The 26,487-nt window shown below is 40.1% G+C and carries 18 protein-coding genes; 15 read left to right on the top strand and 3 right to left on the bottom strand.

The window, feature by feature from the left end; genetic code table 11:
- Nucleotides 1-100: 100 nt before the first annotated feature.
- The 3 genes from RI845_RS16330 to tkt form a co-directional block, all read right to left on the bottom strand.
- Nucleotides 101-5,167, bottom strand: a complete 5,067-nt coding sequence (locus RI845_RS16330; protein WP_348387238.1) for a PAS domain S-box protein — start codon at nt 5,165-5,167, stop codon at nt 101-103.
- Nucleotides 5,168-5,278: 111 nt separating this feature from the next.
- Nucleotides 5,279-6,928 (bottom strand): glucose-6-phosphate isomerase, encoded by a 1,650-nt coding sequence (pgi, locus tag RI845_RS16325; RefSeq protein WP_348387237.1) that lies wholly within the window; start codon nt 6,926-6,928, stop codon nt 5,279-5,281.
- A 10-nt stretch (nt 6,929-6,938) separates the two neighbouring features.
- A complete protein-coding gene (gene tkt, locus RI845_RS16320) occupies nt 6,939-8,945 on the bottom strand; it encodes a transketolase (RefSeq protein ID WP_348387236.1) in 2,007 nt (668 codons plus the stop codon).
- Between the two features lie 477 nt (nt 8,946-9,422).
- Here tkt and mraZ point away from each other — a divergent pair, with 477 nt between their 5' ends.
- From mraZ to ftsZ, 15 genes are all read left to right on the top strand, one after another.
- The gene (gene mraZ / locus RI845_RS16315; protein ID WP_348387235.1) at nt 9,423-9,881 is read left to right on the top strand and encodes a division/cell wall cluster transcriptional repressor MraZ; all 459 of its coding nucleotides are present in this window, start codon (nt 9,423-9,425) and stop codon (nt 9,879-9,881) included.
- A gap of 8 nt (nt 9,882-9,889) precedes the next feature.
- Nucleotides 9,890-10,834: a 16S rRNA (cytosine(1402)-N(4))-methyltransferase RsmH gene (gene rsmH, locus RI845_RS16310; protein WP_348387234.1), complete on the top strand. Its 945-nt coding sequence runs from the start codon at nt 9,890-9,892 to the stop codon at nt 10,832-10,834.
- Between the two features lie 3 nt (nt 10,835-10,837).
- Entirely contained in the window at nt 10,838-11,152 is a 315-nt protein-coding gene (ftsL, locus tag RI845_RS16305) for a cell division protein FtsL (RefSeq protein ID WP_348387233.1), read from the top strand.
- Nucleotides 11,149-12,915 carry a peptidoglycan D,D-transpeptidase FtsI family protein gene (locus tag RI845_RS16300; protein WP_348387232.1) on the top strand — a complete coding sequence of 589 codons (1,767 nt, stop codon included), beginning with the start codon at nt 11,149-11,151 and terminating at the stop codon, nt 12,913-12,915. Before ftsL ends, RI845_RS16300 begins: the two co-directional genes overlap by 4 nt.
- Complete coding sequence (gene murE, locus RI845_RS16295; protein WP_348387231.1) at nt 12,881-14,437, top strand: UDP-N-acetylmuramoyl-L-alanyl-D-glutamate--2,6-diaminopimelate ligase; 1,557 nt, start codon at nt 12,881-12,883, stop codon at nt 14,435-14,437. Before RI845_RS16300 ends, murE begins: the two co-directional genes overlap by 35 nt.
- On the top strand, nt 14,434-15,831 hold the full coding sequence (locus tag RI845_RS16290) for a UDP-N-acetylmuramoyl-tripeptide--D-alanyl-D-alanine ligase (protein ID WP_348387230.1): 1,398 nt from the start codon (nt 14,434-14,436) through the stop codon (nt 15,829-15,831). Before murE ends, RI845_RS16290 begins: the two co-directional genes overlap by 4 nt.
- Nucleotides 15,825-16,904, top strand: coding sequence for a phospho-N-acetylmuramoyl-pentapeptide-transferase (gene mraY / locus RI845_RS16285; RefSeq protein WP_348387229.1), 1,080 nt, complete (start codon nt 15,825-15,827; stop codon nt 16,902-16,904). The genes RI845_RS16290 and mraY overlap by 7 nt, the downstream gene beginning before the upstream one ends.
- A gap of 31 nt (nt 16,905-16,935) precedes the next feature.
- Nucleotides 16,936-18,270 (top strand): UDP-N-acetylmuramoyl-L-alanine--D-glutamate ligase, encoded by a 1,335-nt coding sequence (murD, locus tag RI845_RS16280; RefSeq protein ID WP_348387228.1) that lies wholly within the window; start codon nt 16,936-16,938, stop codon nt 18,268-18,270.
- Nucleotides 18,270-19,472 (top strand): cell division protein FtsW, encoded by a 1,203-nt coding sequence (gene ftsW, locus RI845_RS16275; protein ID WP_348387227.1) that lies wholly within the window; start codon nt 18,270-18,272, stop codon nt 19,470-19,472. The genes murD and ftsW overlap by 1 nt, the downstream gene beginning before the upstream one ends.
- A 225-nt stretch (nt 19,473-19,697) precedes the next feature.
- Nucleotides 19,698-20,774 carry an undecaprenyldiphospho-muramoylpentapeptide beta-N-acetylglucosaminyltransferase gene (gene murG / locus RI845_RS16270; protein WP_348387226.1) on the top strand — a complete coding sequence of 359 codons (1,077 nt, stop codon included), beginning with the start codon at nt 19,698-19,700 and terminating at the stop codon, nt 20,772-20,774.
- Entirely contained in the window at nt 20,774-22,216 is a 1,443-nt protein-coding gene (murC, locus tag RI845_RS16265) for a UDP-N-acetylmuramate--L-alanine ligase (RefSeq protein WP_348387225.1), read from the top strand. The genes murG and murC overlap by 1 nt, the downstream gene beginning before the upstream one ends.
- The gene (locus RI845_RS16260; RefSeq protein WP_348387224.1) at nt 22,209-23,159 is read left to right on the top strand and encodes a D-alanine--D-alanine ligase; all 951 of its coding nucleotides are present in this window, start codon (nt 22,209-22,211) and stop codon (nt 23,157-23,159) included. The genes murC and RI845_RS16260 overlap by 8 nt, the downstream gene beginning before the upstream one ends.
- Nucleotides 23,160-23,175: 16 nt before the next feature.
- Nucleotides 23,176-23,964 (top strand): cell division protein FtsQ/DivIB, encoded by a 789-nt coding sequence (locus RI845_RS16255; RefSeq protein ID WP_348387223.1) that lies wholly within the window; start codon nt 23,176-23,178, stop codon nt 23,962-23,964.
- Entirely contained in the window at nt 23,957-25,192 is a 1,236-nt protein-coding gene (ftsA, locus tag RI845_RS16250) for a cell division protein FtsA (RefSeq protein ID WP_348387222.1), read from the top strand. Before RI845_RS16255 ends, ftsA begins: the two co-directional genes overlap by 8 nt.
- Before the next feature lie 74 nt (nt 25,193-25,266).
- Nucleotides 25,267-26,421 carry a cell division protein FtsZ gene (ftsZ, locus tag RI845_RS16245; RefSeq protein WP_348387221.1) on the top strand — a complete coding sequence of 385 codons (1,155 nt, stop codon included), beginning with the start codon at nt 25,267-25,269 and terminating at the stop codon, nt 26,419-26,421.
- Nucleotides 26,422-26,487 lie beyond the last annotated feature (66 nt).

Genomic DNA, 26,487 nt, shown 5'->3' with positions numbered 1-26,487 from the left:
AACAGCAATGCTCTTATTAAAGAGCATTATTGCAAACTAATATATAGGACTTTGGTCAAAGGACACTATCCCCATTAGGGTAGTTTTTGAAATATACTGATTAATTCTCTATTTTCTGATTGACCAAATCGGTGGCTTGATCATAATCATACCCTTCAATGGCTAGACGTAATGATTTAAACCAACCGTTTGTATCTATCGTTCTTAGAGTCACTTCGTGTTCATTGATATAGTCACCAGTATCAGTATCATAATCAATAAGCATCGTGGCAAGCTTTGCTAAAACAGGCTGTACGTCTACATTTGTTGCAGTTGCCTGTTCAACTTGCTTGTATTTGTTAACTGCAAGCACCGGCGTTAATTCAGTTAAAACCTGACTGAGTTTATTTTCAACATCCTGTACGCTTCTGCTTGTTACTTGGTTGGTTGCTGATTGAGCTTCGAGTAACTCTGCGGCTTCAAACAGCTGTTTCGCGCCAATATTGCCAGCCAAGCCTTTTAAGGTATGCGCTAAGCGAGTCGTCAACTCTGTATCGTTGTCATCTAAGGCATCATTGTATTGTTCGATAAAGTGCTGCTGGCCTTCGCTAAATTTGTTGAGCAGTTTTAGATAAAGTTTTTTATCGGCCATGGTCCTGGTTAAACCATCCTCTATATCGATAGTTTGTAGTGAGTCACGTAAATAAATCGTTATTGGCTCTAACTCCGCCTCAGTGCCTGCTACTTCGAGTTTTAAAGGTTTTATCCAATTTGCCATAATTTGAAACATAGAAGCGACATTGATCGGTTTAGGAATATGATCATTCATTCCAGCTGCTATTGCTTTCTCTCTATCTCCTGCCATTGCATTTGCGGTCATCGCAATAATTGGCAATTCAGAAAATTTAGGATTTTCTCTGAGTTTTTGAGTTGCAGTATAACCGTCCATAACGGGCATTTGGCAATCCATTAAAACGCCATCAAAGACTTGTTGTTCAATCATTTGTATTGCTTCTAAGCCGTTGTTGGCAATACTACAATTGATACCATTATTGGTTAATAAGCCCATTATCAACTCTTGGTTAACTTCGTTATCCTCAACCGCTAAAATATCTGCACCTTGTAATAAGCTGATAGCATCTTTAGATTTATCTCGACGAGAATTATTATCTTGTATGTCAGAGTGTGTTGCACCTATTGAATCGACAATAGCGTCATTTAATGACGAAGTAGTTAATGGCTTAGTTAAAATGGTGGCGACATTCAAATTGTCTATTTGCATGTTTAATTCTTCACGACCATATGCGGTTACCATGAAAATGGTAGGTGGATGTTTTAAATTTAATTTATTTTCAATAATAGTGATGGCTTCAATACCATCCATGGTTGGCATTTGCCAATCCATTAAGAGCAACTCAAACGGCTTGCGTAAATCAGAGTCTTTAAGTAACTCAAGCCCTTTAGCCGCATTTGCTACAACTTCTACCTCATAACCTAAAGAGGTTACCATTTTAGAAAATATTTCCCTGGCATGGGCATTATCATCGACAACCAAAACACGGGTAACTTGTTTTGCTGGGGTTATTTTCTTTCTTTCGCTCTGCTGTTGGCGATTGAATGTTATCGAAAATGAAAAGGTACTGCCCTTGCCTAGCTCACTTTCAAGCGAAATTTTCCCGCCCATTAAGCGTACCAGTTTCTTTGAAATTGCCAGGCCTAAACCTGTTCCACCATGCTTTCTTGTCGTTGAGGCATCAGCTTGGGTGAATGGCTGAAATAATTTAGCTTGTTGCGCTTCTGTCATACCAATACCGGTGTCTTCAACAGAGAATTTCAACTCAGCGTATTGTTCATTTACAAAATTATTACTGATACTGAGTACAACCTCACCTTCAGAAGTGAATTTAACCGCATTATTAGCTAGGTTGATTAAAATTTGTGTTAAACGTAGTGGGTCGCCGGTAAGATTCATAGGCAAACCAGCTTCAATATCAAATAATAATTCTAATTGCTTCTCTTCTGCTTTAATGCTGACAAAGTTAGTAAGGTTTTCTAGTACATCGCCCAAGTTAAAGTTAACGTTCTCGATATCCAGCTTGCCAGCTTCTATTTTAGAAAAGTCTAGTATGTCATTAATAATACCAAGCAATGACTCCGCACTACGATGGACCTTATCAATGTAGTTACGCTGCTGTCTATCGAGCTGGGTTTCTAGTGCAAGGTGCGACATGCCAATTATTGCATTCATTGGTGTGCGAATTTCGTGTGACATATTTGCTAAGAAGTCAGATTTAGCCTTGTTTGCATCTTCGGCAACTTGCCTTGCTTGTTCAAAATCGAGCTCTAGTTTTTTACGCTCTGTAATATCAATATGTACACCGGAAATACGAGTTGGCATGCCTTGTTCATTTGTTTCAGTGGTGCGACCAATATCCAATATCCACTTATACTGACCATCTTTACAGCGAATGCGAACTTCGTGCCTGAACTCTTGGTTATCTGAGGAGATGTAATCGCGCATGTATTGTTCAGCTTGTTCTCTGTCATCCGGGTGAACAAGCTCTCGCCATTTTTTCAATCCACCTTTAACGAAAGACCATTTTTTATCATCTTCCATTATTTCGCCAGGCGCATACCCCAACATAGTGGCCCACATAGTATTGACACGAGCATTTACTTTTTCAGGGAAAAACTCCCACAAACCTATGCGTGCACCATAAGTTGCAGCGTCTAAGCGCTCTTCACTTTCTTTCAAAAGTTTTTCTTGCTGATGTCGTTCGGTGATGTCTCGGATAACGCCAATAAATACTTTTTGTTTACCCAGTACACCAGCCTTAACCGATAAATCCATTGGAAAGATTTCACCGTTTTTGCGCTTACCATCAACCTCTCTTACTTGGTCAACGACAGTGGATGATTTTTCTGTTTGATAACCTTCTAGAATTTCATCATGTTTTATGGCAATCGTTTCAGGCTGTAGCATATTGATGTTTTGGCCAATAACTTCATCAAATTTATAACCGAATATACGCTCAGCAGCTGGGCTAAACTCTTGCACAATCCCTTTTTGATCAATAACTATAATGCCATCAGCGACACTTTCTAAAATTGCTTTGAAGCGGATCTCACTGTCTTTTAATTCGGCTTTCAGTTGTTCCTGTTCAGTTATATCGACAATTGATCCATCAAAATATCGTCTTTTAGCTTTAGCATCTGTAACGGTTGTCGCTCTAAGTTGAACGATATGGATATGTTTATTTTTGTCATAAAGTCTGAAAGTTACCAGGAACGGTTTGCCACTGTTAATAGATAGTTCTACCTGCTTTTCTACGTCAGGCCAATCTTCAGGATGAGCAATTGTACTTATTGCTCTTTTCGGGTTACTTCCTAAAAAGTCATCAGGTTCAAAGCCGGTGATCAGCTTTATTTTATCGGTAATATATAATAATGGACTGTGCTCTCGCCAATTTTCAAAGAGTTCATAACGAAATACAGCGCCAGCTAAGTTAGACACGATAGAGCGGAATTGATTTTCATTTTCAGACACTTTAACGAGTGCTTCTTCACGTTCAGTAACATCCACAAGCGAAAAGCGTACTTCTTCATTATTACTATCAGGTACTGCAGAGGCAGCAATGATTAATTCTTTGCCTTTTGCGTTGATTATGGTGATATTGATATCGTTACTGATGATGCCATTGCAACCGTCTTGAAAAATCTTTAATCCGCCCTTAGCGCCATCATCGGCAGGCAATAAATCTTGCCAATGTAAATCATCAAACTGATCTTGTTGGTAACCGGTTAATTTTGAGAATACTTTGTTGTGTTTACTGAATTTGCCATTGTGCAATACGGTGGCATGAGCAACAGGAGAGTTTTGATATAAATCCCATAATCGACTTTCTCTATCTGAAAGTTCTTTGGTTCGCTCTATTACTCTGCCTTCAAGATCTGAATTGGCTTTAATTAAACGGTTGTTCATACGTTTTACAATATTAGCCGCAATATTGGCTAGTAATGACGTTAGAATAATGATGGTGAGCAATACCGCTGCAATTGTTATCCGTAATTCGTTATAACCACCTTCTACTTCTTTAAGGTCGATTTCTGAAACAATGCCAAAACCTAGTCCTTCATTCCATTGCCAAGCACCCATAACATTTTGGCCACGGTAATCTCGATAGCCGTCACTATTTTTACCGTCTTGTTTGTTGATTATCTGTTCGGCACTTAGTATATAAGGACTGTCTTTATCGCCTTTGCTGTAGGGAGAGTCAGCTGTAAGCTGATAACCAGGGTCTCGCAGTTCAATATTTAAAATACTCGACTGGCCACCTTTTAATAAACCAATTTCAGCCAGTTGTTTTTCAAAGCGACTGGCTGAAATTAATAATCCTTCATCATTAACAAAGTAAGTTTCACCGGATTTTCCAACACGGCCACTGGCCGCAATTCTAAACAGCTCTTTATATGGATCAATTCGTATAGCGAAGGCTGCAAATATGTCACCTTGCTTATTAATAAGAGGGCCAACCATAAACATCGTAGTGTTATGAGCGCCCAAGCCTTTTTGTAATTTGTGTAAGGAAATATCGCTAATGATTGGCGGGATCACAATGGACTCGCCATTAAATGCTCTGGCTAAAAGTTCAGGTTTTTGTTGGTAAATTAAATTTAATTCTCCTAAATTTTGATCTCGTGATGAACCAAAATTTTGAAAATCTTTTGAAATAATAAAAAAACCAACATGCTTATACTCTTCAGGTAGTGCATTGTAATTATCTCGCAATTTACCTAAATGAATATTGCTTTTTAAGGTTGCTTTGTTTGATGCGATAAGTTTTTCTGCCAAAGCAATATTTTCTTCGTTTTCAGTAAAAACGTGCAGCGCGGCAATGCGCCCTTCATACCAAGCATCGAGTGATGAATTTGTTGTGACAACAACGGTTTCAAGAGAGGCAACAGCTTGTTCTTTAATTTGCTGTTTAATTTTATCCATGCCATAAACGACAATTACTGAAATTATCAGTAAAAAGATCCCTACAGCCCCTACCACTAATTGTTTCGATTTTTTGTTGCCAAGTAAGTCAGCAATGTCCTGTTGAGTTTGTGAACGTATTTTTTTTATAACAAAAACGAGCAATGCAATAAGCAATATAATGGAAGCGATAAGGGATTGGCTAAACATAAAAAGTAACTTCTAATATAAATATTGTTAACTAATTATGTTAATCATAGCAGTAACTTAAATAAAAAAGCACAGAATTGTCTCTGTGCTTCTTTAATATTTTAGTGATGGCTATTTTTTAGCTTTGATGAGCTTGTAATAATTAATAAGTTCACGGGTGGAACTATCATGATTAGCCACTAAACTTTCATCTTTAATTTCATCATAAATGCGGTTTGCCAGGCCTTTACCTAATTCAACGCCCCATTGGTCAAATGAACAAATTTCCAGGATGATCCCCTGGCTGAAAATTTTGTTTTCATACAAGGCAATTAGGCTACCTAATGATTTAGGTTCAATTCTATCTAATAAAATAGTATTGGTTGGTCGATTACCTTTATGTACTTTATGTGGGGCCACTTTATCTATGTATTCTTGCGTGCGGCCTTTGGCCTTTAAATCTTCACGAACCTGTTGCTCATTTACACCACTCATCAGCGCTTCTGTTTGTGCAAAAAAGTTAGCCATTAACGTATCGTGGTGTCCTTGTACCGGCGTCACAGATTCAACAGAACCGATAAAGTCAGCAGGTACCACATTATTACTTTGGTGTAAGTACTGGTAAAAAGCATGTTGACCATTAATACCTATTTCACCCCAAATAGAGGGGACAGTAGCGTAATCGACTTCTTTGCCTTGCCAGTTTACCGATTTACCGTTGCTTTCCATTTCTGCTTGTTGCAAATAAGCGGTGAGTTTATGCAGAGGTTGGTCGTAAGGCAGAATAGCTTGAGATTGAGAACCTAAAAAGGTGCAATTCCATACACTTAATAATGCCATGATCACTGGTGCATTTTGCTCTAATGGTGCATTTTTAAAATGCATATCCATTTCATGAGCGCCCTCGAGCAATTCGATAAACTTGTCAAAACCTAGGTCGATAGCAATAGGCAATCCAATTGCTGACCATAAAGAAAAGCGGCCACCAACCCAGTCCCACATATCAAAGATATTTTCTTCTTTAATACCAAACTCACAAGCGTTCACTTTGTTAGAAGAAACTGCAACAAAGTGCTTACCAATAGCTGATTCATCAAATGCTGAGGTTACTAACCATTTCATCGCGGTTTGCGCGTTGGTCATTGTTTCTGTGGTGGTAAAGGTTTTACTTGAGACAATAAATAACGTGTTTTCAGGATCGAGCGGTCTTAATATGTCGGCTATTTGAGTGCCATCAACGTTAGACACATAATGTACACGGACACTGTTGTCGCTGTAATGCTTAAGTGCTTCCGTCACCATTTGCGGGCCTAAATTTGAACCACCAACGCCAATATTAACCACATCTTTTATACGTTTGCCTGAATATCCCTTCCACTGTCCGGTACGAACTTTTTCTGAAAATTCGTTAATTTGCTCAAGCGCATTATTAACTTTCTCGGTTAGGTTCTCACCATCAACAATTAACGGAGTACCTGAACGATCACGTAACGCAACATGTAAAACACTGCGATCTTCGGTACTGTTAATACGATCGCCTTTAAACATTTTTTCACGCCACAGCTCAAGTTCACAATCTCGTGCCAAGGTGAATAGTCCTTGCATCGTTTCTTTAGTGATTAAGTTTTTTGAATAGTCGAACAAAAATGCCGGTAACTTTAAATTAAAATCATTAAAGCGATAATCGCTATTTTTAAACAGATCTCGCATATGATGCAGTTTCATGCTTTTTGCGTGATCCTGTAAAAACTTCCAACTGGGTAAATTGGTTCTTGCAGACATTAATTAAGTCCTATTTGTTTAATAGTGATAGCACTGTATTTACAACGTTTTCGCTGGTAAAGCCAAAATGTTCAAGCAGTACGTTACCTGGCGCAGATTCACCAAATGTTTCCATACCTATTACTGCTCCTTTTCGGCCAACATATTTGTACCAAAAATCTTTATGTGCAGCTTCTACTGCAACAATATTATTAACAGTACTTGGCAATACCCATTCTTGATAAACGTCATCTTGAGCATCAAACACATTGGTACTTGGCATTGAAACTACACGAATGTTATGGCCTTGCTCAGTTAATTTATTGGCAGCTTCAATGGTAATAGTCATTTCTGAGCCAGTTGCAATTAAAATGGCATCTGGCGTGCCAACACAATCTTGCAAGATGTAACCACCCTTAGAAATATTCTCAACTTGGTCTGCTGTGCGAATTTGATGCGTTAACCCTTGACGAGAAAACACTAATGCTGAAGGGCCATTTTGTTTCATCACGGCATGTTTCCAAGCAACCGCACTTTCAGTTGCGTCACATGGACGCCAAGTGGTCATATTAGGTGTTAAGCGTAAATTTGGTACTTGTTCAACCGGTTGATGAGTTGGGCCATCTTCACCTTGGCCAATAGAGTCATGGGTATAAACAAAAATATTTTGAATGCCCATTAATGCCGACATACGTACAGCATTACGTGCATACTCCATAAACATTAAGAAAGTTGCGCCATAATTAATAAAGCCATCATGCAGTGAAATACCATTCATGATGCCGCTCATACCAAACTCACGTACGCCGTAAAACAAGTAGTTACCTGAGGCGTCATCGCTGGTGATGCCTTTTGAACCTGACCATAAGGTTAAATTTGAACCGGCCAAGTCGGCAGAGCCACCCAGTAACTCTGGTAATAATGCACCAAAGGCTTCAATGGTATTTTGTGATGCCTTTCGTGAAGCAACGTTAGGCATACTTGCTTGCGTTTCTTTAATAAAGTTATCAGCTTTTTCGGCAAAATCGCTTGGTAAGTCTTTGGCGATTACTCTTCGTTCAAACTCGCTAGCTAGTTCAGGGTGAGCATTTTTATATTCAACAAATGCTGCTTCCCATTGACTTTGACTGTCAACACCTTGTTGTTTCTTGTCCCAGCCAGCATAAACTTCATCAGGCACAACAAAGGCTTCTTTCTCGTCCCAGTTCAAAAACTCACGAACAGCTGCAACTTCATCATGGCCTAGCGGTGCACCGTGGCAGTCGTGGCTACCTGACTTGTTTGGTGAGCCAAAACCGATCACTGTTTTACAGCAAATCATTGTTGGCTTGTTCGATTCTGCTTGCGCGGCTTTTATCGCATTACTTATGGCAACTGGGTCATGTCCATCAACATCGCTGATTACATGCCAACCGTAAGCTTCAAAACGGGCAGGGGTATTATCAGTAAACCAACCTTCAACATGGCCATCAATTGAAATGCCGTTATCATCCCAAAAAGCTATAAGTTTACCCAAGCCTAATGTGCCGGCTAACGAACAAGCCTCATGCGAGATACCTTCCATTAAACAGCCGTCGCCTAAGAAACAATAAGTGAAATGATCGACAATTTCATGATCTGGTTTATTAAATTGTGCGGCTAAGGTTTTTTCAGCAATGGCCATACCGACAGCATTTGAAATACCTGCGCCTAACGGGCCAGTCGTTGTTTCAACACCTGGGGTATAACCATATTCTGGATGTCCCGGGGTTTTAGAATGCAATTGGCGGAAATTTTTCAATTCATCAAGTGCCAGGTCGTAACCTGATAAATGTAACAAAGAATAGATCAGCATAGAGCCATGACCGTTCGATAATATAAATCTGTCTCGGTCTGGCCAATTAGGGTTTTCGGGATTATGTTTTAAAAAATCATTCCACAATACCTCGGCAATATCTGCCATGCCCATTGGCGCTCCCGGGTGACCAGAGTTTGCTTGTTGGACTGCATCCATAGATAACACGCGAATAGCGTTGGCTAATTGTTTACGAGTGGTCATGATATACCCTAAAATTTTTATGCTGATAAATGAATTGTCTATTATTGTAGCAATTGAACAGACATACAATAACTCTTTGATAGGTTTTTGTTATGGCTTAGAATTATATAACAATTCAGTTTAGTTTGTTTGTAGCGCCGTTTATTATCAATACCCTTTCAACCGATAAAACCCACTAAGCTACACCGGGTTCACAATTCATCTATGTTTTTGTCATAATTCATGCCGATTTGAAATTAATTTTTGGGATATATTTACCCTCAGGTTCCACAAAGTTCCACATAATAAGCAACTTAGCGCTAACCCTTATTTTTTATAGATCTTGCTCCGCATTTTATTGCGTTTTCTTTACTTGACAATGATTGACTGTTATCACTAAACTGTACATAAGTGGGAAAAAGTGGAGAAATGTGGATCATTCAACTATTGTTTAAAAAATGAACAGTTAAAAATAAGATCCAGATAGTAGCAAATATTATGTTTAGAGGCGCAAGCAACATAACCTTAGACAGTAAGAATCGTATCACGATACCAACCAAGTATCGTGAGACTTTGTATGCTGACTTCGACGGTAAAATGATTTGCACCCTGCATACAGAAAATCGTTGCTTACTACTTTACCCTTTACCCGAGTGGGAAGAATTAGAGCTGAAATTAAGTCGTTTATCAGACATGAACAAAAGTGAACGTGCAATTAAACGTATATTACTTGGTAACGCTACTGAATGTGAACTCGACAAAAATGGTCGTTTATTGTTAAACGGCGTACTTCGTCAACATGCCAACTTAGACAAGAGTGTAATGTTGGTTGGTTTATTTAATAAGTTTGAAATTTGGAATGAAGCAGATTGGCAGTCTGAAATGCAAACGGGCATTGATGATATTCAATCTGGCACATTGGAATTAACTGAACGACTACAAGATTTTTCATTATAAGAAAACATATGACGACAGAATTTTCACACATTTCAGTTTTATTACAAGAGTCCGTTGATGGTTTAGATATAAAACCAGACGGTACTTACATTGACTGTACCTTTGGCCGAGGCGGTCATTCAGGTTTGATCCTGAACACCTTAGGTGACAATGGCCGATTGATAGCGGTCGACAGGGATCCGTCAGCAATAGAGTCTGCGCAAAGATTTGCTGACGACCCCCGCTTTTCAATAGTACATAACGGTTTTTCTAATTTAGCTGATATAGCAAGTGACTTGGATGTTACCGATAAAGTCGACGGTATCTTATTAGACCTTGGCGTGTCATCACCGCAACTTGACGATGCAAGTCGTGGTTTTAGCTTTATGAAAGACGGTCCATTAGATATGCGTATGGATACTACGAAAGGACAAACTGCCAGCGAGTGGTTAATGCATGCTGATGTAGAAGATATTACTTGGGTGTTAAGAACTTTCGGCGAAGAAAAGCATGCTTGGCGTATTGCCAATGCCATTGTAGATGCCCGTGAAGAAGAAGAGTTAACGACCACGAGTCAGTTAGCCAAAATTATTAAAACGGCTGCGCCGCAACGTGAAATTAAAAAGCATCCTGCAACGAGAAGTTTTCAAGCAATTCGAATGTACATCAATTCAGAGCTTGAGCAAATTGAGAATGTGCTTGTTGCCGCGCTTGATGTATTAAAAGAAGGTGGTCGATTAGTGGTGATCAGTTTTCACTCATTAGAAGACCGCTTAGTAAAACAATTTATGAAAAAACATAGCACAGGTAAAAAAGTACCTCGTGGTATGCCGATCACAGAAGACGAAATTCAAAAAGGTAAAAAACTTGCCTTAGTAGGTAAAAAGCTTAAACCAAGTAAAACTGAAGTTAGCGAAAATGTACGTTCGCGCAGTTCAGTATTACGAGTAGCGGTACGTTTGGCCAAGGAATAAACAATGGCGTTGGGTAAATTTGTATTAACCCAAGAAATTTGGCAAGACATACGTCGATTTGGCGGTACCTATAGCTTAGTGTTGTTGGTGCTGCTTTCTGCGTTTTCGGTGATCTATTTAACGCATTTAAATAGGCAAACAACGATAGCGGTAGAACGACTATATACCGAAAGAGATGAGTTAGATATTGAATGGCGTAACCTGCAATTAGAGCAAAACTCTTTAGCAGAACATAGTGAAATAGAATACAAGGCCGACAGGATGTTGCATATGCACCGGCCGAAACCAACAAACGAAATAATAATAAAGATACCATGACGGTTAAAAAAGCTAAACGCAATCAAGATAACTACAAACCGACCACCATCGCGTGGCGGTTTTATGTTGTCTTGGGTTTAATTTGTTTAGTGTATACCGGTTTGGTTGCCCGCGCGGCTTACATTCAAGTTATCGAGCCAGGCTCGTTAATTGCGAAAGGCGATAATCGCATTCATCGTAACATGCTTAATGATACTCACCGTGGTGCTATTGTTGACAGGAACGGCATCGAATTAGCCATTTCAGTACCAGTGCAAACGATTTACGCCGATCCTAAAATTGTGATTGAACAAAACGGCTTAGAAATGACTCGCCGTTGGAATGCCCTGAGCCAAGTGTTAAACAAAGATGTTGATAAATTAAAATCTCGCATTGGCACTAACCCTAAAAAACGTTTTGTTTATCTTGCCAGACAAGTGTCGCCTTCGATGGCTAACTACGTAAAAGAATTGAAAATACCGGGTATTTATTTAAGAAAAGAATCGAAACGATTTTACCCTGCGGGTGAAATTAGTGCCCATTTGGTTGGCTTTACCAATGTTGATGATAAAGGGATTGAAGGATTAGAGCGTTTATATAACGATCGCTTAACTGGCGAAGCTGGCAAGAAAAAATATATAAAAGATGCAAAAGGTAGAAAGATTGAAATTCTTGAAAATCAAGATGCAACGGACCCTCAAGATGTTGTGTTATCGATTGATCAAAGAATTCAGGCACTGGCATATCGCGAATTAAAAGCGGCAATAAAGTCGTTTAAAGCCACATCAGGCTCAGTAGTGGTTGTGGATGTTAAAACCGGTGAAATTTTAGCTATGGTGAATGGCCCTTCGTACAACCCGAATAATCGCAAAGGCACGGCAACGCATCGTTTTCGTAATCGCGCTATTACCGATATTTTTGAACCTGGGTCTACCATGAAACCGTTAACAGTATTAACGGCATTGGAGTTTGGTACAGCGCAAACTGATACGGTGATTAATACGTCTCCCGGCTCAATGCGAATCGGTGGACGTCGGGTTTCAGACCCGCGTAATTATGGCAAGCTGAGTCTTACCGAAATACTTAAAAAGTCATCAAACATGGGCACGACAAAGCTGGCTCTTGATGTGCCAAAGGACTTTTTGTTAGGCAAGTTTTTTGAAATGGGGTTCTCTGAAGATACCGGTACAGGGCTTGTCGGCGAAAGCTCAGGTATGTTGTCAGATAGAAGTCGTTGGTCAAAATTTGAGTTGGCGACATTATCTTGGGGTTACGGCTTAGCAATTAGCCCATTACAGTTAGCAAGGTTCTACTCTGCTGTAGGCAATGGCGGAGTTAAAATGCCATTAACTGTATTAAAAGACCCTAGCTTTTATGAAGGTGAGCAAGTACTTGACTCAAGTAATACCCAAGCCGTGTTAGAAATGCTTGAAAAAGTAGTCACCGAAGGCGGTGGTAAAAAAGCAAAAGTTGAAGGTTATCGCGTTGCAGGTAAAACTGGTACGGCGATTAAAGCTGCTGCGGGTGGTGGTTACGGTAATGATTATGTAGGTTTGTTTGCCGGCGTTGCGCCAGTGTCAGACCCTCGCCTTGCCATTGTGGTCGTTATCAATGAACCAGGCGGAGATTTGTACCATGGTGGTGAAGTTGCCGCGCCTGTATTTTCAAGAGTTATGGCTGGCTCATTACAATATTTAAATATTGCGCCTGATGACGAAACGCAAATCAGTCGATGGAGCAATACGTTTAGTGAGAAACAATCAAAAGGAGCAAATGATGCCTAGCTATTTTGCTGCTTTTTCAATTGCCAATGCGTTAGCCAAGTTTGATATTAATATCGATGATATTGAATCAAAACATTTGGTAAATGACTCAAGGTTCGTCGAAGCAGGCGATATTTTTGCCGCAGTTACGGGGACATTTTCTGAAGGTAATGAGTATATAAAATCAGCTGTCGCCAAGGGCGCTAGTTTAGTCATTGCCCAATGTAAAAATAGCAACGAGCACGGCACTATATATAGTGTAACCGAACAGAGCAATACGGCTACAGTTGTTAACTTTTTTGAATTGAATAAACAGTTGTCGTTGGTTAGTGCTTACTATTATAACGAACCACATAAAAATATGAGTTTGATTGGTGTTACCGGTACAAATGGCAAAACAAGTTGCTGCCAATTGCTCGCACAATTATTCACAAAAAATAATCATAAAAGCGCTATTATTGGCACCTTGGGTGCGGGTACATTAGACGACTTAGAAAATATAAATAACACCACACCAGGGCCGACTAAATTACAGCAATTATTAGCACAATTCAGTGCAGATGGCATTGAAAATGTTGCTATGGAAGTTTCGTCGCACGCATTAAGTCAAAATCGTATTGACGTTAATATGATTGATATTGCCGTTTTTACCAATTTAAGTCGAGACCATCTCGATTATCATGGTGATATGGGTACATATGCCGATGTTAAAAAGCAATTGTTCTTAGGTTCTTCAGAACAAGTGTTGGTATTAAATGTTGATGATCAATACTGCCAATCTTGGCTTGGTGAGTTACCTAAAGAAAATCGTCGGGTAATGTATAGCGTTAATGAAGCAAACCAACACTTATTGGAAAATAGCGAATTTCTATCAGCAAGTAACGTTGTTTGTCATAACCAAGGCGTGAGCTTTAAGTTAGCTTCTAGTTGGGGTAACTGTGACATAAACAGCGCCTTATTAGGTGAGTTTAATGTTGCAAACTTATTAGCAGCAATGGCAGTACTATTAGTAAAGGGTGTTGAACTTAGTGATATTGCTAAATGTACTGAACATCTAGTGCCAGTAACTGGGCGAATGGAAACATACTTTGCTCCTGATAAAGCAACGGCTGTTGTTGATTATGCACATACACCTGATGGCTTAGAAAAAGCATTGGAATCGGCTAAAGCACATTGTCAGGGTGAGCTTTGGTTAGTCTTTGGCTGTGGTGGTGATCGAGATAAAGGCAAACGTCCAATGATGGGCAGTATCGCCGATCAATACGCGGATCATATTGTATTAACCAATGATAACCCCAGAAGTGAAGAGCCGTCACAAATTACTGCTGATATTAAGCAGGGCATCAAAGCCAAAAATAAAGTAGATGTAATTATTGATAGACAACAAGCGGTTATTTCTGCATTAAGCCGTGCAAAAGAAAAAGATATGGTCCTGTGTGCAGGTAAGGGTCATGAAGACTATTTAATTATTGGCGATGAAACCATCGATTACCATGAGCGAGAAGTTGTTCGTCAATTTTACCAGGGAGGGGCAAAATCATGATCCCATTATCCTTAACTGAAATAGCTGGCGTTGTTAACGGTGAAATCGTTAACAAACATTCTGAAATTATTGTTGAAAGCGTTTGCTCTGACTCAAGACAATTGCAACAAGGTGATTTATTTATTGCCTTGAAAGGCCCAAATTTCGATGGCCATCGCTTTGTTGAACAAGCGGCGACTATAGGCTGTGTTGCAGCATTAGTGACTGAGAAACAAGATGGAAATCTACCGCAAATTGTTGTTGGCGACTGCTATAAAGCCCTTGGTGATTTAGCCGCTTATGTTAAAGCGCAAGTTGCACCTAAAACTGTTGCTATAACAGGTAGCAGCGGCAAAACCACGGTAAAAGAAATGGTCGCGGCCATTTTATCTCGTTTAGGTACCGTACTTGCGACAAATGGCAATTTTAATAATGAAATTGGTGTGCCATTAACCTTATTACGTTTAGAAGCACACCACGAATATGCCGTTATAGAACTTGGTGCAAATCATATTGGCGAAATAGCCTATACCACAGGATTAACTAAACCCGATGTTGCGGTAATTAATAATATTGCTGCAGCCCATTTAGAGGGGTTTGGCGATTTGTGCGGTGTAGCTCGAGCAAAAGGTGAAATTTTTGAAGGCTTGGGTGAGCAAGGGGTTGCATTGTACAACCAGGACACACCTTATGCGCATAAATGGCAATGGCGTTTAGAGGGCAAAAATGTTCGTAAGTTTTCGTGCATAAACCCAGCTGACGCGTATTGCACAGATATTCGAATGAATATTAAGGGTTGTACAAGTTTTACTTTGAATACCCATAAAGGTGTTATTGATATCGAAGTGCCTGTACCAGGCAGACATAATGTGTGTAATGCCGTTGCTGCAGCTGCAATAGCACTGGAGTTTGGCGCGACACTTGAAGATATAAAACTTGGCTTACGCGATATGGCGCCTGTTAAAGGCCGATTAAATTTAATTAATTTACCAAACAATTTTACATTAATTGATGACACCTATAACGCCAATGTTGAATCAACGAAAGCAGCGGTTGAGTTACTGGCAAGTTATCCGGGACGTACTGTATTAGTGTTGGGTGATATGGCCGAGCTTGGCGAAGATGCGCGTAATTATCATCAAGAAATTGGTGAGCATGCTTTAGAACAACATATCGATAATATTTTAACGCTTGGCGTACTTAGCCAAAGTACATCTGCCGTATTTGAACAGGATGGAAAGCATTTTTCATCTCGTGATTTATTAGTTGAACATTTAGCACATTTATTAGAACAGGAAAATCAAGCTATTACCGTATTAGTAAAAGGGTCTCGAAGTGCCCGCATGGAATTAGTGGTTAAAGACATAAAAGATTGGCGCGAAAAGTCAACAAAAGATGAGGTTTCACCATGTTAGTTTGGTTAGGTCAGTACCTTACTGAGTTTTATTCTGGGTTTAATGTATTTCAATATTTAACCTTTAGAGCTATTTTTGCCACGCTAACTGCGCTTATAGCGTCGTTATATCTTGGCCCAAAATTGATTCGTTATTTGCAAAATATGCAAATAGGACAAACCGTTCGTGATGATGGTCCTGAAAGCCATTTATCGAAATCAGGTACGCCGACAATGGGCGGCATTCTGATTTTAGGTACAATTTTATTAAGTGTTTTATTGTGGACAGACTTAACCAACAGTTACGTACAGATAGTTATATTTGTAACGGTAAGTTTTGGTTTGATTGGCTTTGTTGATGATTACCGGAAAGTGATCCGCAAAGATGCCAATGGTTTAATTGCCCGTTGGAAGTACTTTTGGCAGACCGTTGCCGGTTTAGGTACCGCGTTTTACCTATATTCGATTTCGGCACCGGCCGATACCACATTATTAATTCCTTTTGTTAAAGAAGTGATGCCACAACTTGGTTTGTTTTATATCGTGCTCACTTATTTTGTCATTGTCGGAACATCAAATGCGGTGAACTTAACCGATGGTTTAGACGGTTTGGCAATCGTACCGACAATTTTGGTTGCTGGTGCATTTGCAGTATTTGCTTACGTAACCGGTAACGTTAATTTTTCTGCTTATTTGAATTTGCCTCATATTCGTGAGGTAAGTGAAATTGTGGTGGTGTGTACCTCTATTGTCGGGGCCGGTCTCGGATTTTTATGGTTTAACACATACCCAGCACAAGTATTTATGGGCGATGTTGGCTCGCTTGCGCTAGGCGCATTACTTGGTGTAATTGCCGTGCTGGTTAAACAAGAATTAGTACTATTTATTATGGGCGGTATTTTCGTAGTGGAAACATTGTCGGTAATTTTGCAAGTAGGCTCTTACAAATTAAGAGCAAAGCGCATATTTAGAATGGCGCCTATACATCATCATTATGAATTAAAAGGTTGGCCAGAGCCGCGGGTAATCGTGCGCTTTTGGATCATATCAGTGGTATTAGTGCTAATTGGTTTAGCAACACTGAAATTACGTTAACAAACAAAAATAAAAAGGTTTTAACCGCTAAATGATAACATTGGCATTACTGCAAAATAAAAACATTTTAGTGCTTGGCTTAGGCGCCACGGGTTTATCCTGTGCGCGCTTTTTGACATCTCAACATGTTAGTTTTGTCGTAAATGACTCTCGAGCAAAACCGCCTGGTGTTGAGCAGTTAAATCAAATAAATAGCAACGTTAAACTTATCAGTGGCCAGTGGGATAGCAATGCCATAGCGAATGCCGATTTAATTATCGCGAGCCCTGGCGTTGATATTAACTTGCCTGAAATAGCGGGAAATCGCAAAGCAGGCAGTGAATTGATTGGCGACGTTGAATTGTTTTGCCAGTTGAGTAACAGCAATGTCATTGCAGTTACAGGCTCTAACGGCAAATCAACTGTTGTCTCATTACTTGCCCATTTAGCTGAGTACTGTGAAATAGATGCAGCTCTTGCCGGTAATATTGGTTTGCCAGCACTAGACGTTGTAAACCAACAAAAAGATTTTGTTATTTTAGAGTTGTCGAGTTTCCAACTTGAAACGATGACGTCAATGCAGGCAGTTGCGGCAACAATTTTAAATATTAGCGATGATCATTTAGACAGACATCAAACGATCGAAAATTATGCACAAATCAAGCATAAAATCTTTGACCAAAGTAAGCGTCGAGTTATAACTCGTGAACAAAATTTATCTCAGCCAATTGACCAATGCAAAACAGATGTTAGTTTTGGTTTAGATAGTCCTGCGGATGGTCACTTTGGTATTGCCAGCGTTTCAGGTGTCCGCTACTTATGTTTTGGTGCCACAAATTTAGTCGCTTGTAATCAATTGCCTATAGTTGGCAAACATAACGAATTGAATTGTCTTGCCGCTTTAGCATTAGGCTATTGTGCCGGCTGGCCTTTAGATCGAATGGTGAATGGCTTGGCATCATTTGAAGGGTTAGACCACCGCTGTAAACAAGTTGATAGTGGTGACGACATTATTTGGGTTAATGACTCAAAAGCAACCAATATTGGCGCAACGTTAGCGGCCATAGAAGGGCTAGCAAGTAGCCACCACAAGTTAATTCTTATTGCCGGCGGCGATGGTAAAGGAGCTGATTTTAATGAACTTAAACCGGCACTTGCCAAGGTAGACCACTTAGTTACTCTGGGTAAAGATGGCGGTCAAATAGCGGCATTAAAAGCGGATAGTATTGAAGTTGCTACCATTCAAGAGGCGGTAAGCTCAAGTCGCAAACTTGCCAATGCAGGTGATATGGTTTTGCTTTCGCCAGCGTGTGCCAGCATAGATATGTTTAATAATTATATGCAACGCGGTGATATGTTTATTGAAGCAATCAGGGGGGCAAGTTAATGGCTATTTCAATGCCTTCAATTAGGCTTCCTGAGTTACCTTCTTGGTTGTTTGAAAGTCAAACGGCGAAAAACCAAGTAACCTTTGATCGAGGTTTCATTGTTATTGCAATGTCAATGTACCTGATTGGTTTGATTATGGTGGCCAGTTCTTCGATGCCGATTGGTGAAAAATTGTTTAATAACCCTTTTCACTTCGTTATTCGTCATGCCATTTACATTGTCATGAGCTTATTTATTGCCGCCATTGCCCTCAGGATAGAAATGCACCATTGGCAAAAGTCGAGCTGGGTTTTACTACTATTGGCAATGTTTTTATTGGTTGCTGTACTCATTGTTGGTCGCACCGTAAATGGCTCAACACGTTGGATTATGGTCGGCCCGATAAACATTCAAGCAGCAGAGCCCGCTAAGCTATTTTTCTTCTGTTATTTGTCAGCTTACCTGGTGAGACGGCGTGATGAAGTTAGAGAGAATTTTAAAGGCTTTTTTAAACCATTATTAGTGTTATTTTTGTTGGCATTTTTGTTATTATTAGAGCCAGATTTAGGCACAGTAATTGTGATGGCAGCTACTGCACTTGGTTTGTTGTTTTTAGCAGGTGCAAAATTATGGCAATTTATTGCAATTGTTGCTGCAGTATTAAGTGCAATTGTGATGTTGATCGTTTTCGAACCCTACAGATTAGCAAGGCTTCTATCGTTTTTGAATCCTTGGGCAGATGAGTTTGGGACAGGTTATCAATTAACCCAATCATTAATGGCATACAGTCGCGGCGAATTTTTTGGTCAAGGCCTAGGTAACAGCGTACAGAAACTGGATTATTTACCAGAAGCACATACTGACTTTGTTATGGCTGTTGTCGGTGAAGAATTTGGCTTTATTGGTATTGTTATTTTATTAGGCCTTTGTTTAACGTTGGTGATTAAAGCATTACTGTTAGGCAGACGAGCATTAGAAAAAGAGAAGTATTTTGAAGGTTTCTTTGCCTATTCCATTGGCATTTGGATGAGCTTTCAAACGGCAGTTAATGTTGGTGCCAGTGCAGGTGTTTTACCAACGAAAGGGTTAACCATGCCGTTAATTAGTTATGGTGGAAGCTCAATGATAGTCATGACTTTGGCGATAGTGGTATTAATTCGCATCGATCATGAGTTACGGTTGCAGTCGATTCAAGCAACCTCAAAAGGAGGGCGTAAGTAGTGTCTAAACGTCCAACTATATTAGTAATGGCAGGTGGCGATTGGGTAGGTCATATCTTCCCAGCGCTTTTCATCGCCGAAAATTTACAAGTTTTTAATGGAGGGCGTAAGTAGTGTCTAAACGTCCTACAATTTTAGTGATGGCAGGTGGCGATTGGGTAGGTCATATCTTCCCAGCGTTTTTCATCGCCGAAAATATACAAGTTTTTAATGGAGGGCGTAAGTAGTGTCTAAACGTCCTACTATTTTAGTGATGGCAGGTGGAACTGGAGGTCATATCTTTCCTGGGCTTGCTGTTGCCGAAAGTTTACAAGCACAAGGTTGGCATGTGCATTGGCTTGGTACGAGTGATCGTATGGAAGCACAGGTGATTCCTGCAAATGGCATTGATATTTCATTTATCAATATTGCGGGCTTAAGAGGTAAAGGTATTAAATCTTGGCTAACTATGCCATTTAAAGTACTGCAATCTATTTTTCAATCGCTGAAAGTATTAAAACAAGTACAACCTGATGTTGTCCTTGGTATGGGCGGCTACGCAAGCGCGCCTGGTGGTGTTGCCGCCTGGTTAAAACGTGTGCCATTGGTTTTGCATGAGCAAAATGCTGTTGCTGGAATGACGAACCGCTATTTAGCCAAAATAGCGACACAGGTATTAAGCGCGTTTCCAAATGCATTTGCCGCGCCTATTACCAGTAAAGTTGTCGGTAACCCGGTGCGTAGTGATATTAGTAAATTATATACCTGCGATGAGCGTGTAATCACAAAAAAAGTGTTAGTGGTTGGCGGTAGTCTTGGCGCAAAAATTTTAAACGATACCGTACCACAAGCGATAAGCCAAATTAAGTTACAAGACATTGATGTATGGCATCAAACAGGTAGTGGCAATAGTGCTGCCATAACTGAGTCTTATGAACAATATGGTGTTAATAAAGACAAAGTAAAAGTAGCAGATTTTATCGAGGATATGTCGGCTGCTTATGATTGGGCAGACCTAGTGATTTGTCGTGCGGGTGCGTTAACGGTTTCTGAATTAGCAATGGCAGGTAAGCCAGCTATTTTTGTTCCACTGCCACATGCGGTAGATGACCATCAAACAAAAAATGCCGAGTATTTGGTTAAACAAGGCGGTGCTAAATTACTGCCGCAAGATCAGTTTAATGCCACGGTATTGGCGCAAAAATTAAATTTGTTGTTTAGCTCCGATATGGCGCTACGCAATATGGCAAAAGCCAGTAAATCAGCTTCAACTCCCGATGCTACCGAAACGGTTGCAAATATTTGTAAGGCATTGGTGAAATAATGAATGAAATAACTATGAAAATTCCTGAAATGCGTCGCGTAAAAGTTATCCATTTTGTTGGCATCGGTGGTGCTGGCATGGGTGGTATTGCTGAGGTGTTACTTAACGAAGGTTATAAAGTAACGGGATCAGACATTAGCGTTAACCCTGTTGTTAACCGTCTCACTAAGCTTGGCGCTAGCATTACCATAGGCCATAAGCCGGATAATGTACAAGGTGCCAGTGTGATCGTCGTTTCAACGGCAATAAATAAACAAAATGTTGAGCTTGTCACCGCACAAGAACAACGCATACCAGTAGTGCGTCGTGCAGAAATGTTGGCTGAGCTTATGCGTTTTAGACACGGTATCGCAATTGCTGGTACTCACGGTAAAACAACGACTACAAGTTTAATCGCCAGTATTATGGCAGAAGGCCAACTTGACCCGACATTTGTTATTGGTGGCTTGTTAAATAGTGCTGGAACGAATGCCCGTTTAGGTAAAAGCCGTTATTTAGTTGCTGAAGCTGATGAAAGTGATGCGTCATTTTTACATCTGCAGCCAATGGTATCAGTTGTAACCAACATAGATGCTGATCATATGGAAACGTATGACGGTGATTTTGAAAAGTTAAAAGATACTTACATCGAATTTTTACATAACCTACCATTTTATGGTTTAGCTGTTATGTGTATCGATAACCCTGTAGTGCGCGAGTTATTACCTAAAATAGGTCGTCAAATTACTACTTATGGCTTTAGCCAAGATGCTGATGTTAGAGCTATTAATTACCAACAAGCTGGTGAAGTGAGTCAGTTTATTGTGCAACGCGCAGGTAAAGAAGATTTAGCGATCACGTTGAACTTACCTGGATTACATAATGTCGCTAATGCCTTGGCTGCTATTGCAGTGGCAACCGATGAAGGCGTGAGTGATGAGGCTATTGTTAATGCTCTTGGTAAATTTGAAGGTATTGGTCGTCGTTTTGAGCATTTAACTACGTTAACACCACAACAAGGCGATATTACGGTAATTGATGACTATGGTCATCATCCAAGTGAAGTTGCCGCAACCATTAAAGCAATGCGTAATGGTTGGCCAGAGCGCAGGTTAGTGATGATGTTTCAACCACACCGTTATTCACGTACCCGTGATTTATATGAAGATTTTGTTGAAGTGTTAAGCGAAGTTGACTCTTTAGTATTACTTGATGTCTATGCTGCTGGAGAAACGCCAATTACCAATGCTGATTCTAAGGCGTTAGCTAGAAGCATTCGTTTGCGTGGCAGTGTTGAACCTATTTACGTTAGCTCAACAGAGCAACTTCCAGAGATCATGGAATCTATCCTAAAAGATGGTGACATGTTGATCACGCAAGGGGCTGGTAACATTGGCGCTATTGCTCGTGAGTTGATTACTGCCAAACGTTTGAATTTAAGAAAAGGAGCTAACGGTGAGTGATCAATTAATTGATCTAGCTTCTTTAAAGCAAGAAACCATAGCGGTGCTATTTGGTGGTGACAGTGCAGAGCGTGAAGTATCGCTTAGCTCTGGTGCTGCAATTACAGAAGGGCTAAAAAACGCAGGCTTCAAAGTAAAAGCTATCGACACTCAAGGTTTCGATTTAGCGAAGCTGAAAACCGAAAATATAGACCGCGCTTATATTGCTCTTCATGGCCGTGGCGGTGAAGATGGTTGTATTCAAGGGGCGCTTGAATATTTAGGCATTCCATATACTGGCTCTGGTGTTTTAGGCTCCGCCTTATCTATGGATAAAGTGAGAAGTAAACAAATTTTTAAAGCAATGGGTTTACCAACGGCAGAGTTTGCAGTGGTTAGCCAAGAAGACTTTAACAAAAATACTGCTGAACTGGTTTTAAACCAACTTGGCAATAAAGTAATGGTTAAACCAGCCAATGAAGGTTCGAGCATTGGTATGGCGATTGCCAACAATGTTGAAGAATTGAACGCAGCCCTAATGAATGCGTTTAAATATGATCAACAAATACTTGTTGAAGCTTGGTTAAGTGGAGCTGAATTTACTGTTGCCATTTTAGGTGATGAAGCGCTACCGGCAATTTCGATGGTAACGCCACATGAGTTTTATGATTACCAAGCCAAGTATCAAAGTCATAGTACTCAGTATTTATGTCCTTGTGGATTAGATACCGAAGTTGAAAATGAATTAAAAAGCATTTCATTAAAGGCATTTAAAGCAACCGGAGCAAAAGGTTGGGGACGCGTTGATTTGATGCAAGACGAACAGGGCAACTTTAACTTATTGGAAGTTAACACGGTACCGGGTATGACAGTAACGTCTTTAGTACCCAAAGCCGCTAAAGTTGCAGGCCTAAGTTTTGAGCAATTGGTAACGCGAGTTTTACAGCTTAGCGACACTAATTAAGGATTAATTGAAGAGTATGAACAAACAAACGCAACTTGATTTAAAAAATGCACCCTGGACCTTTTGGTCTGGGTTTAGTTTTTTTATTCTAGTTTGTTTGTTTATTGTAATAGGTAGCTATTACCTTTTCGATTCAATGCTCGAAGATGAAGCTGTACCTGTTTCATCATTAGTTATTAAAGGAAATATTCCATATACCAAAAACGAAGAAATTGTTGCGGTATTAAAGCAAAATACGCTTGGCAATTTTTTTCAGTTGGACGTTAATAATGTCCAACAAAGTTTAGAGCGTTTGCCATGGGTTTATTCTGCGTCGGTACGTAAGCAATGGCCCAATGAAGTACGTGTGTATGTAATCGATCAAACTCCGGTTGCACAATGGAATGATGATTTTTTTATCAATAAGCACGGCGTGATTTTTCAAGCAGATAAATCACGAGTAAAAACTAAATTGCCAAAATTATTTGGTCCGGAAGGCAGTGAAGTACTGGCTTTGGAAAACTATAGAAATTTAAATAATTTATTAACCTACATTCAAGTAGGCATTGATGAATTAGTTTTAACCGAACGCCATGCTTGGCAATTAACCTTGGCAGACGGTGTGTTTCTTGATTTAGGTCGAGAAGATAGAGTGACAAGAGTGCAGCGCTTTATGGATGCTTACCAGCAAATAAAAGCGTATGCGAAAAAAGACATGCAAGTTGATTATGTTGATTTGCGCTACGACACAGGAATGGCTGTTGGCTGGAAACCAGTGTTGAATGATGATTTAAAACAATTACAAGAGCAAAAAACAAATGCCTAAAGCCATAGAAAGAAATTTAGTTGTTGGCCTGGATATCGGAACATCAAAAATTGTTGCGGTAGTCGGTGAAGTAACACCTGATGATGAATTAAGCATCATTGGTGTAGGTCATCATGCTGCACGTGGTATGGATAAAGGTGGTGTTAACGATCTTAACCTGGTTATTCAGTCTATCCAGCGCGCAGTAAATGAAGCTGAATTAATGGCTGATTGTCGTATTGGCTCTGTGTATCTAGGTATATCGGGTAAGCATGTTAGCTGTCAAAACGAAAATGGCATGGTACCAATTAACGATCATGAAGTAATGCAAGAGGACGTTGATAACGTAATACATACTGCTCGCTCAGTACCAATGTCGGCAGAACGTCGCATGTTGCATGTATTACCACAAGAATACAGTGTTGATGTACAAGAAGGTATTAAAAGCCCTATTGGTATGTCTGGTGTGCGTATGGAAGCAAAGGTTCATATCGTAACGTGTGCTAACGACATGGCAAAAAATATTGTTAAGTGTGTAGAGCGCTGTGATTTAACCGCTGACCAATTAATTTTTTCAGCATTAGCCTCAAGCTATTCGATATTAACAGACGATGAAAAAGAATTAGGTGTATGTGTTGTAGATATGGGCGCCGGTACAATGGATATTTCTATCTTTACTGGTGGTGCATTACGTCATAGCGCGGTTATCCCTGTTGGTGGTAACCAGGTCACTAACGACATTGCCAAAATATTTAGAACACCACTGAGTCATGCTGAAGACATTAAAGTGCAATATGCCTGTGCACTTCGCCAAATGGTTAGCATGGAAGAAAATATTGAAGTACCAAGTGTTGGAGGACGTCCTGCTAGAAGCATGTCGCGTCATACACTGGCTGAAGTGGTAGAACCACGTTACCACGAATTATTTGAGTTGATCCAAGAAGAGATCAAAGAAAGCGGCTTGGAAGATCAAGTTGCTGCAGGGATCGTTTTAACTGGCGGTACTGCAAAAATGGAAGGCGTTACTGAGTTTGCCGAAGAAGTTTTTCAAATGCCGGTACGCATTGGCAGCCCATTAGATATTCATGGCTTAAGTGACTATGTGAATGATCCAAGCTACAGCACTGTTATCGGCTTATTAAAATACGGAATTGAAGCGAGCGCAGAAGGCACAACAAATTCAACAGCGGGTGAGGGCGTAGTAAGCGCACTTACTCGTATGAAAAACTGGTTTAAGGGACAATTTTAGCAAGAAGCTAAAACTTAAAAACAAAAACAATTTTTTTGGTGGAACAAAAAATACAATAGAACGGAGAGAAAATTATGTTTGAATTAATGGAAGACCACAACGAAGAAGCGGTGATTAAAGTCATCGGCGTTGGTGGAGGTGGCGGTAACGCTGTAGAGCACATGGTGTCACAAACCATAGAAGGTGTTGAGTTTATTACTGCCAACACTGACTCGCAGGCGCTACGTAACTCATCTGCTAATGTAACGTTACAAATGGGCTGTGATGTAACTAAAGGATTAGGCGCTGGTGCTAACCCTGAGATTGGTCGCAAAAGTGCTGAAGAAGATAGAGAGACGATACGTCAAACTCTACAAGGTTCAGACATGATCTTTATCGCTGCTGGTATGGGTGGTGGTACAGGTACTGGAGCGGCACCTGTCGTTGCTGAAATAGCGAAAGAAATGGGTATTTTAACGGTTGCCGTTGTAACTAAGCCATTCCCATTTGAAGGCAAAAAACGTATGAACTATGCAGATCAAGGCATTGAGTTCTTACAAAATAATGTTGATTCATTAATTACTATTCCTAATGAAAAACTGTTAAAAGTATTAGGCCCTGGTACGAGTTTATTAGATGCTTTTAAAGCAGCTAATAATGTATTACTAGGTGCGGTACAAGGTATTGCTGAGTTAATTACTCGCCCTGGTTTGATCAACGTCGATTTTGCCGATGTTCGTACAGTAATGTCTGAAATGGGTACGGCAATGATGGGGTCTGGCCAAGCATCTGGCGAAGATCGTGCTGAAGAAGCTGCAGAAGCCGCTATATCTAGTCCTCTTCTTGAAGATGTAGATTTAGCCGGTGCTCGTGGTATTTTAGTAAATATTACTGCTGGTATGGATATCTCAATTGATGAGTTTGAAACCGTTGGTAATGCCGTGAAAGCCTTTGCTTCAGAAAATGCTACTGTAGTAGTGGGTGCTGTAATTGACCCTGAGATGACTGAAGAGCTGCGCGTAACTGTTGTAGCAACAGGTATTGGTCAACAGCAAAAACCTGAAATTTCAATTGTACCTCCAATTCAAAAACCTGAGCCTATGGTAGTGAACGCAAGTTATGCACCAGCTCCTGAGCCAGAAGTTGCGAATAACACGTACAATGAAACCAGCGCTGCGCCGCAAGCCGCACCAGCTGTTGAAACTGATTACTTGGACATTCCTGCATTTTTACGAAAGCAGGCTGACTAGGCGGCACACTAGTGTCGTCCTGAATTTGTTTCAGGATCTAAGTGAGTTATATAGGATTAGTAAAAT

Source organism: Thalassotalea nanhaiensis (assembly GCF_031583575.1).
Taxonomy (GTDB): Bacteria; Pseudomonadota; Gammaproteobacteria; order Enterobacterales; family Alteromonadaceae; genus Thalassotalea_A; species Thalassotalea_A nanhaiensis.
Note: the sequence above shows the minus strand (reverse complement) of the source record. Positions and strands in the feature narration are given on the sequence as shown.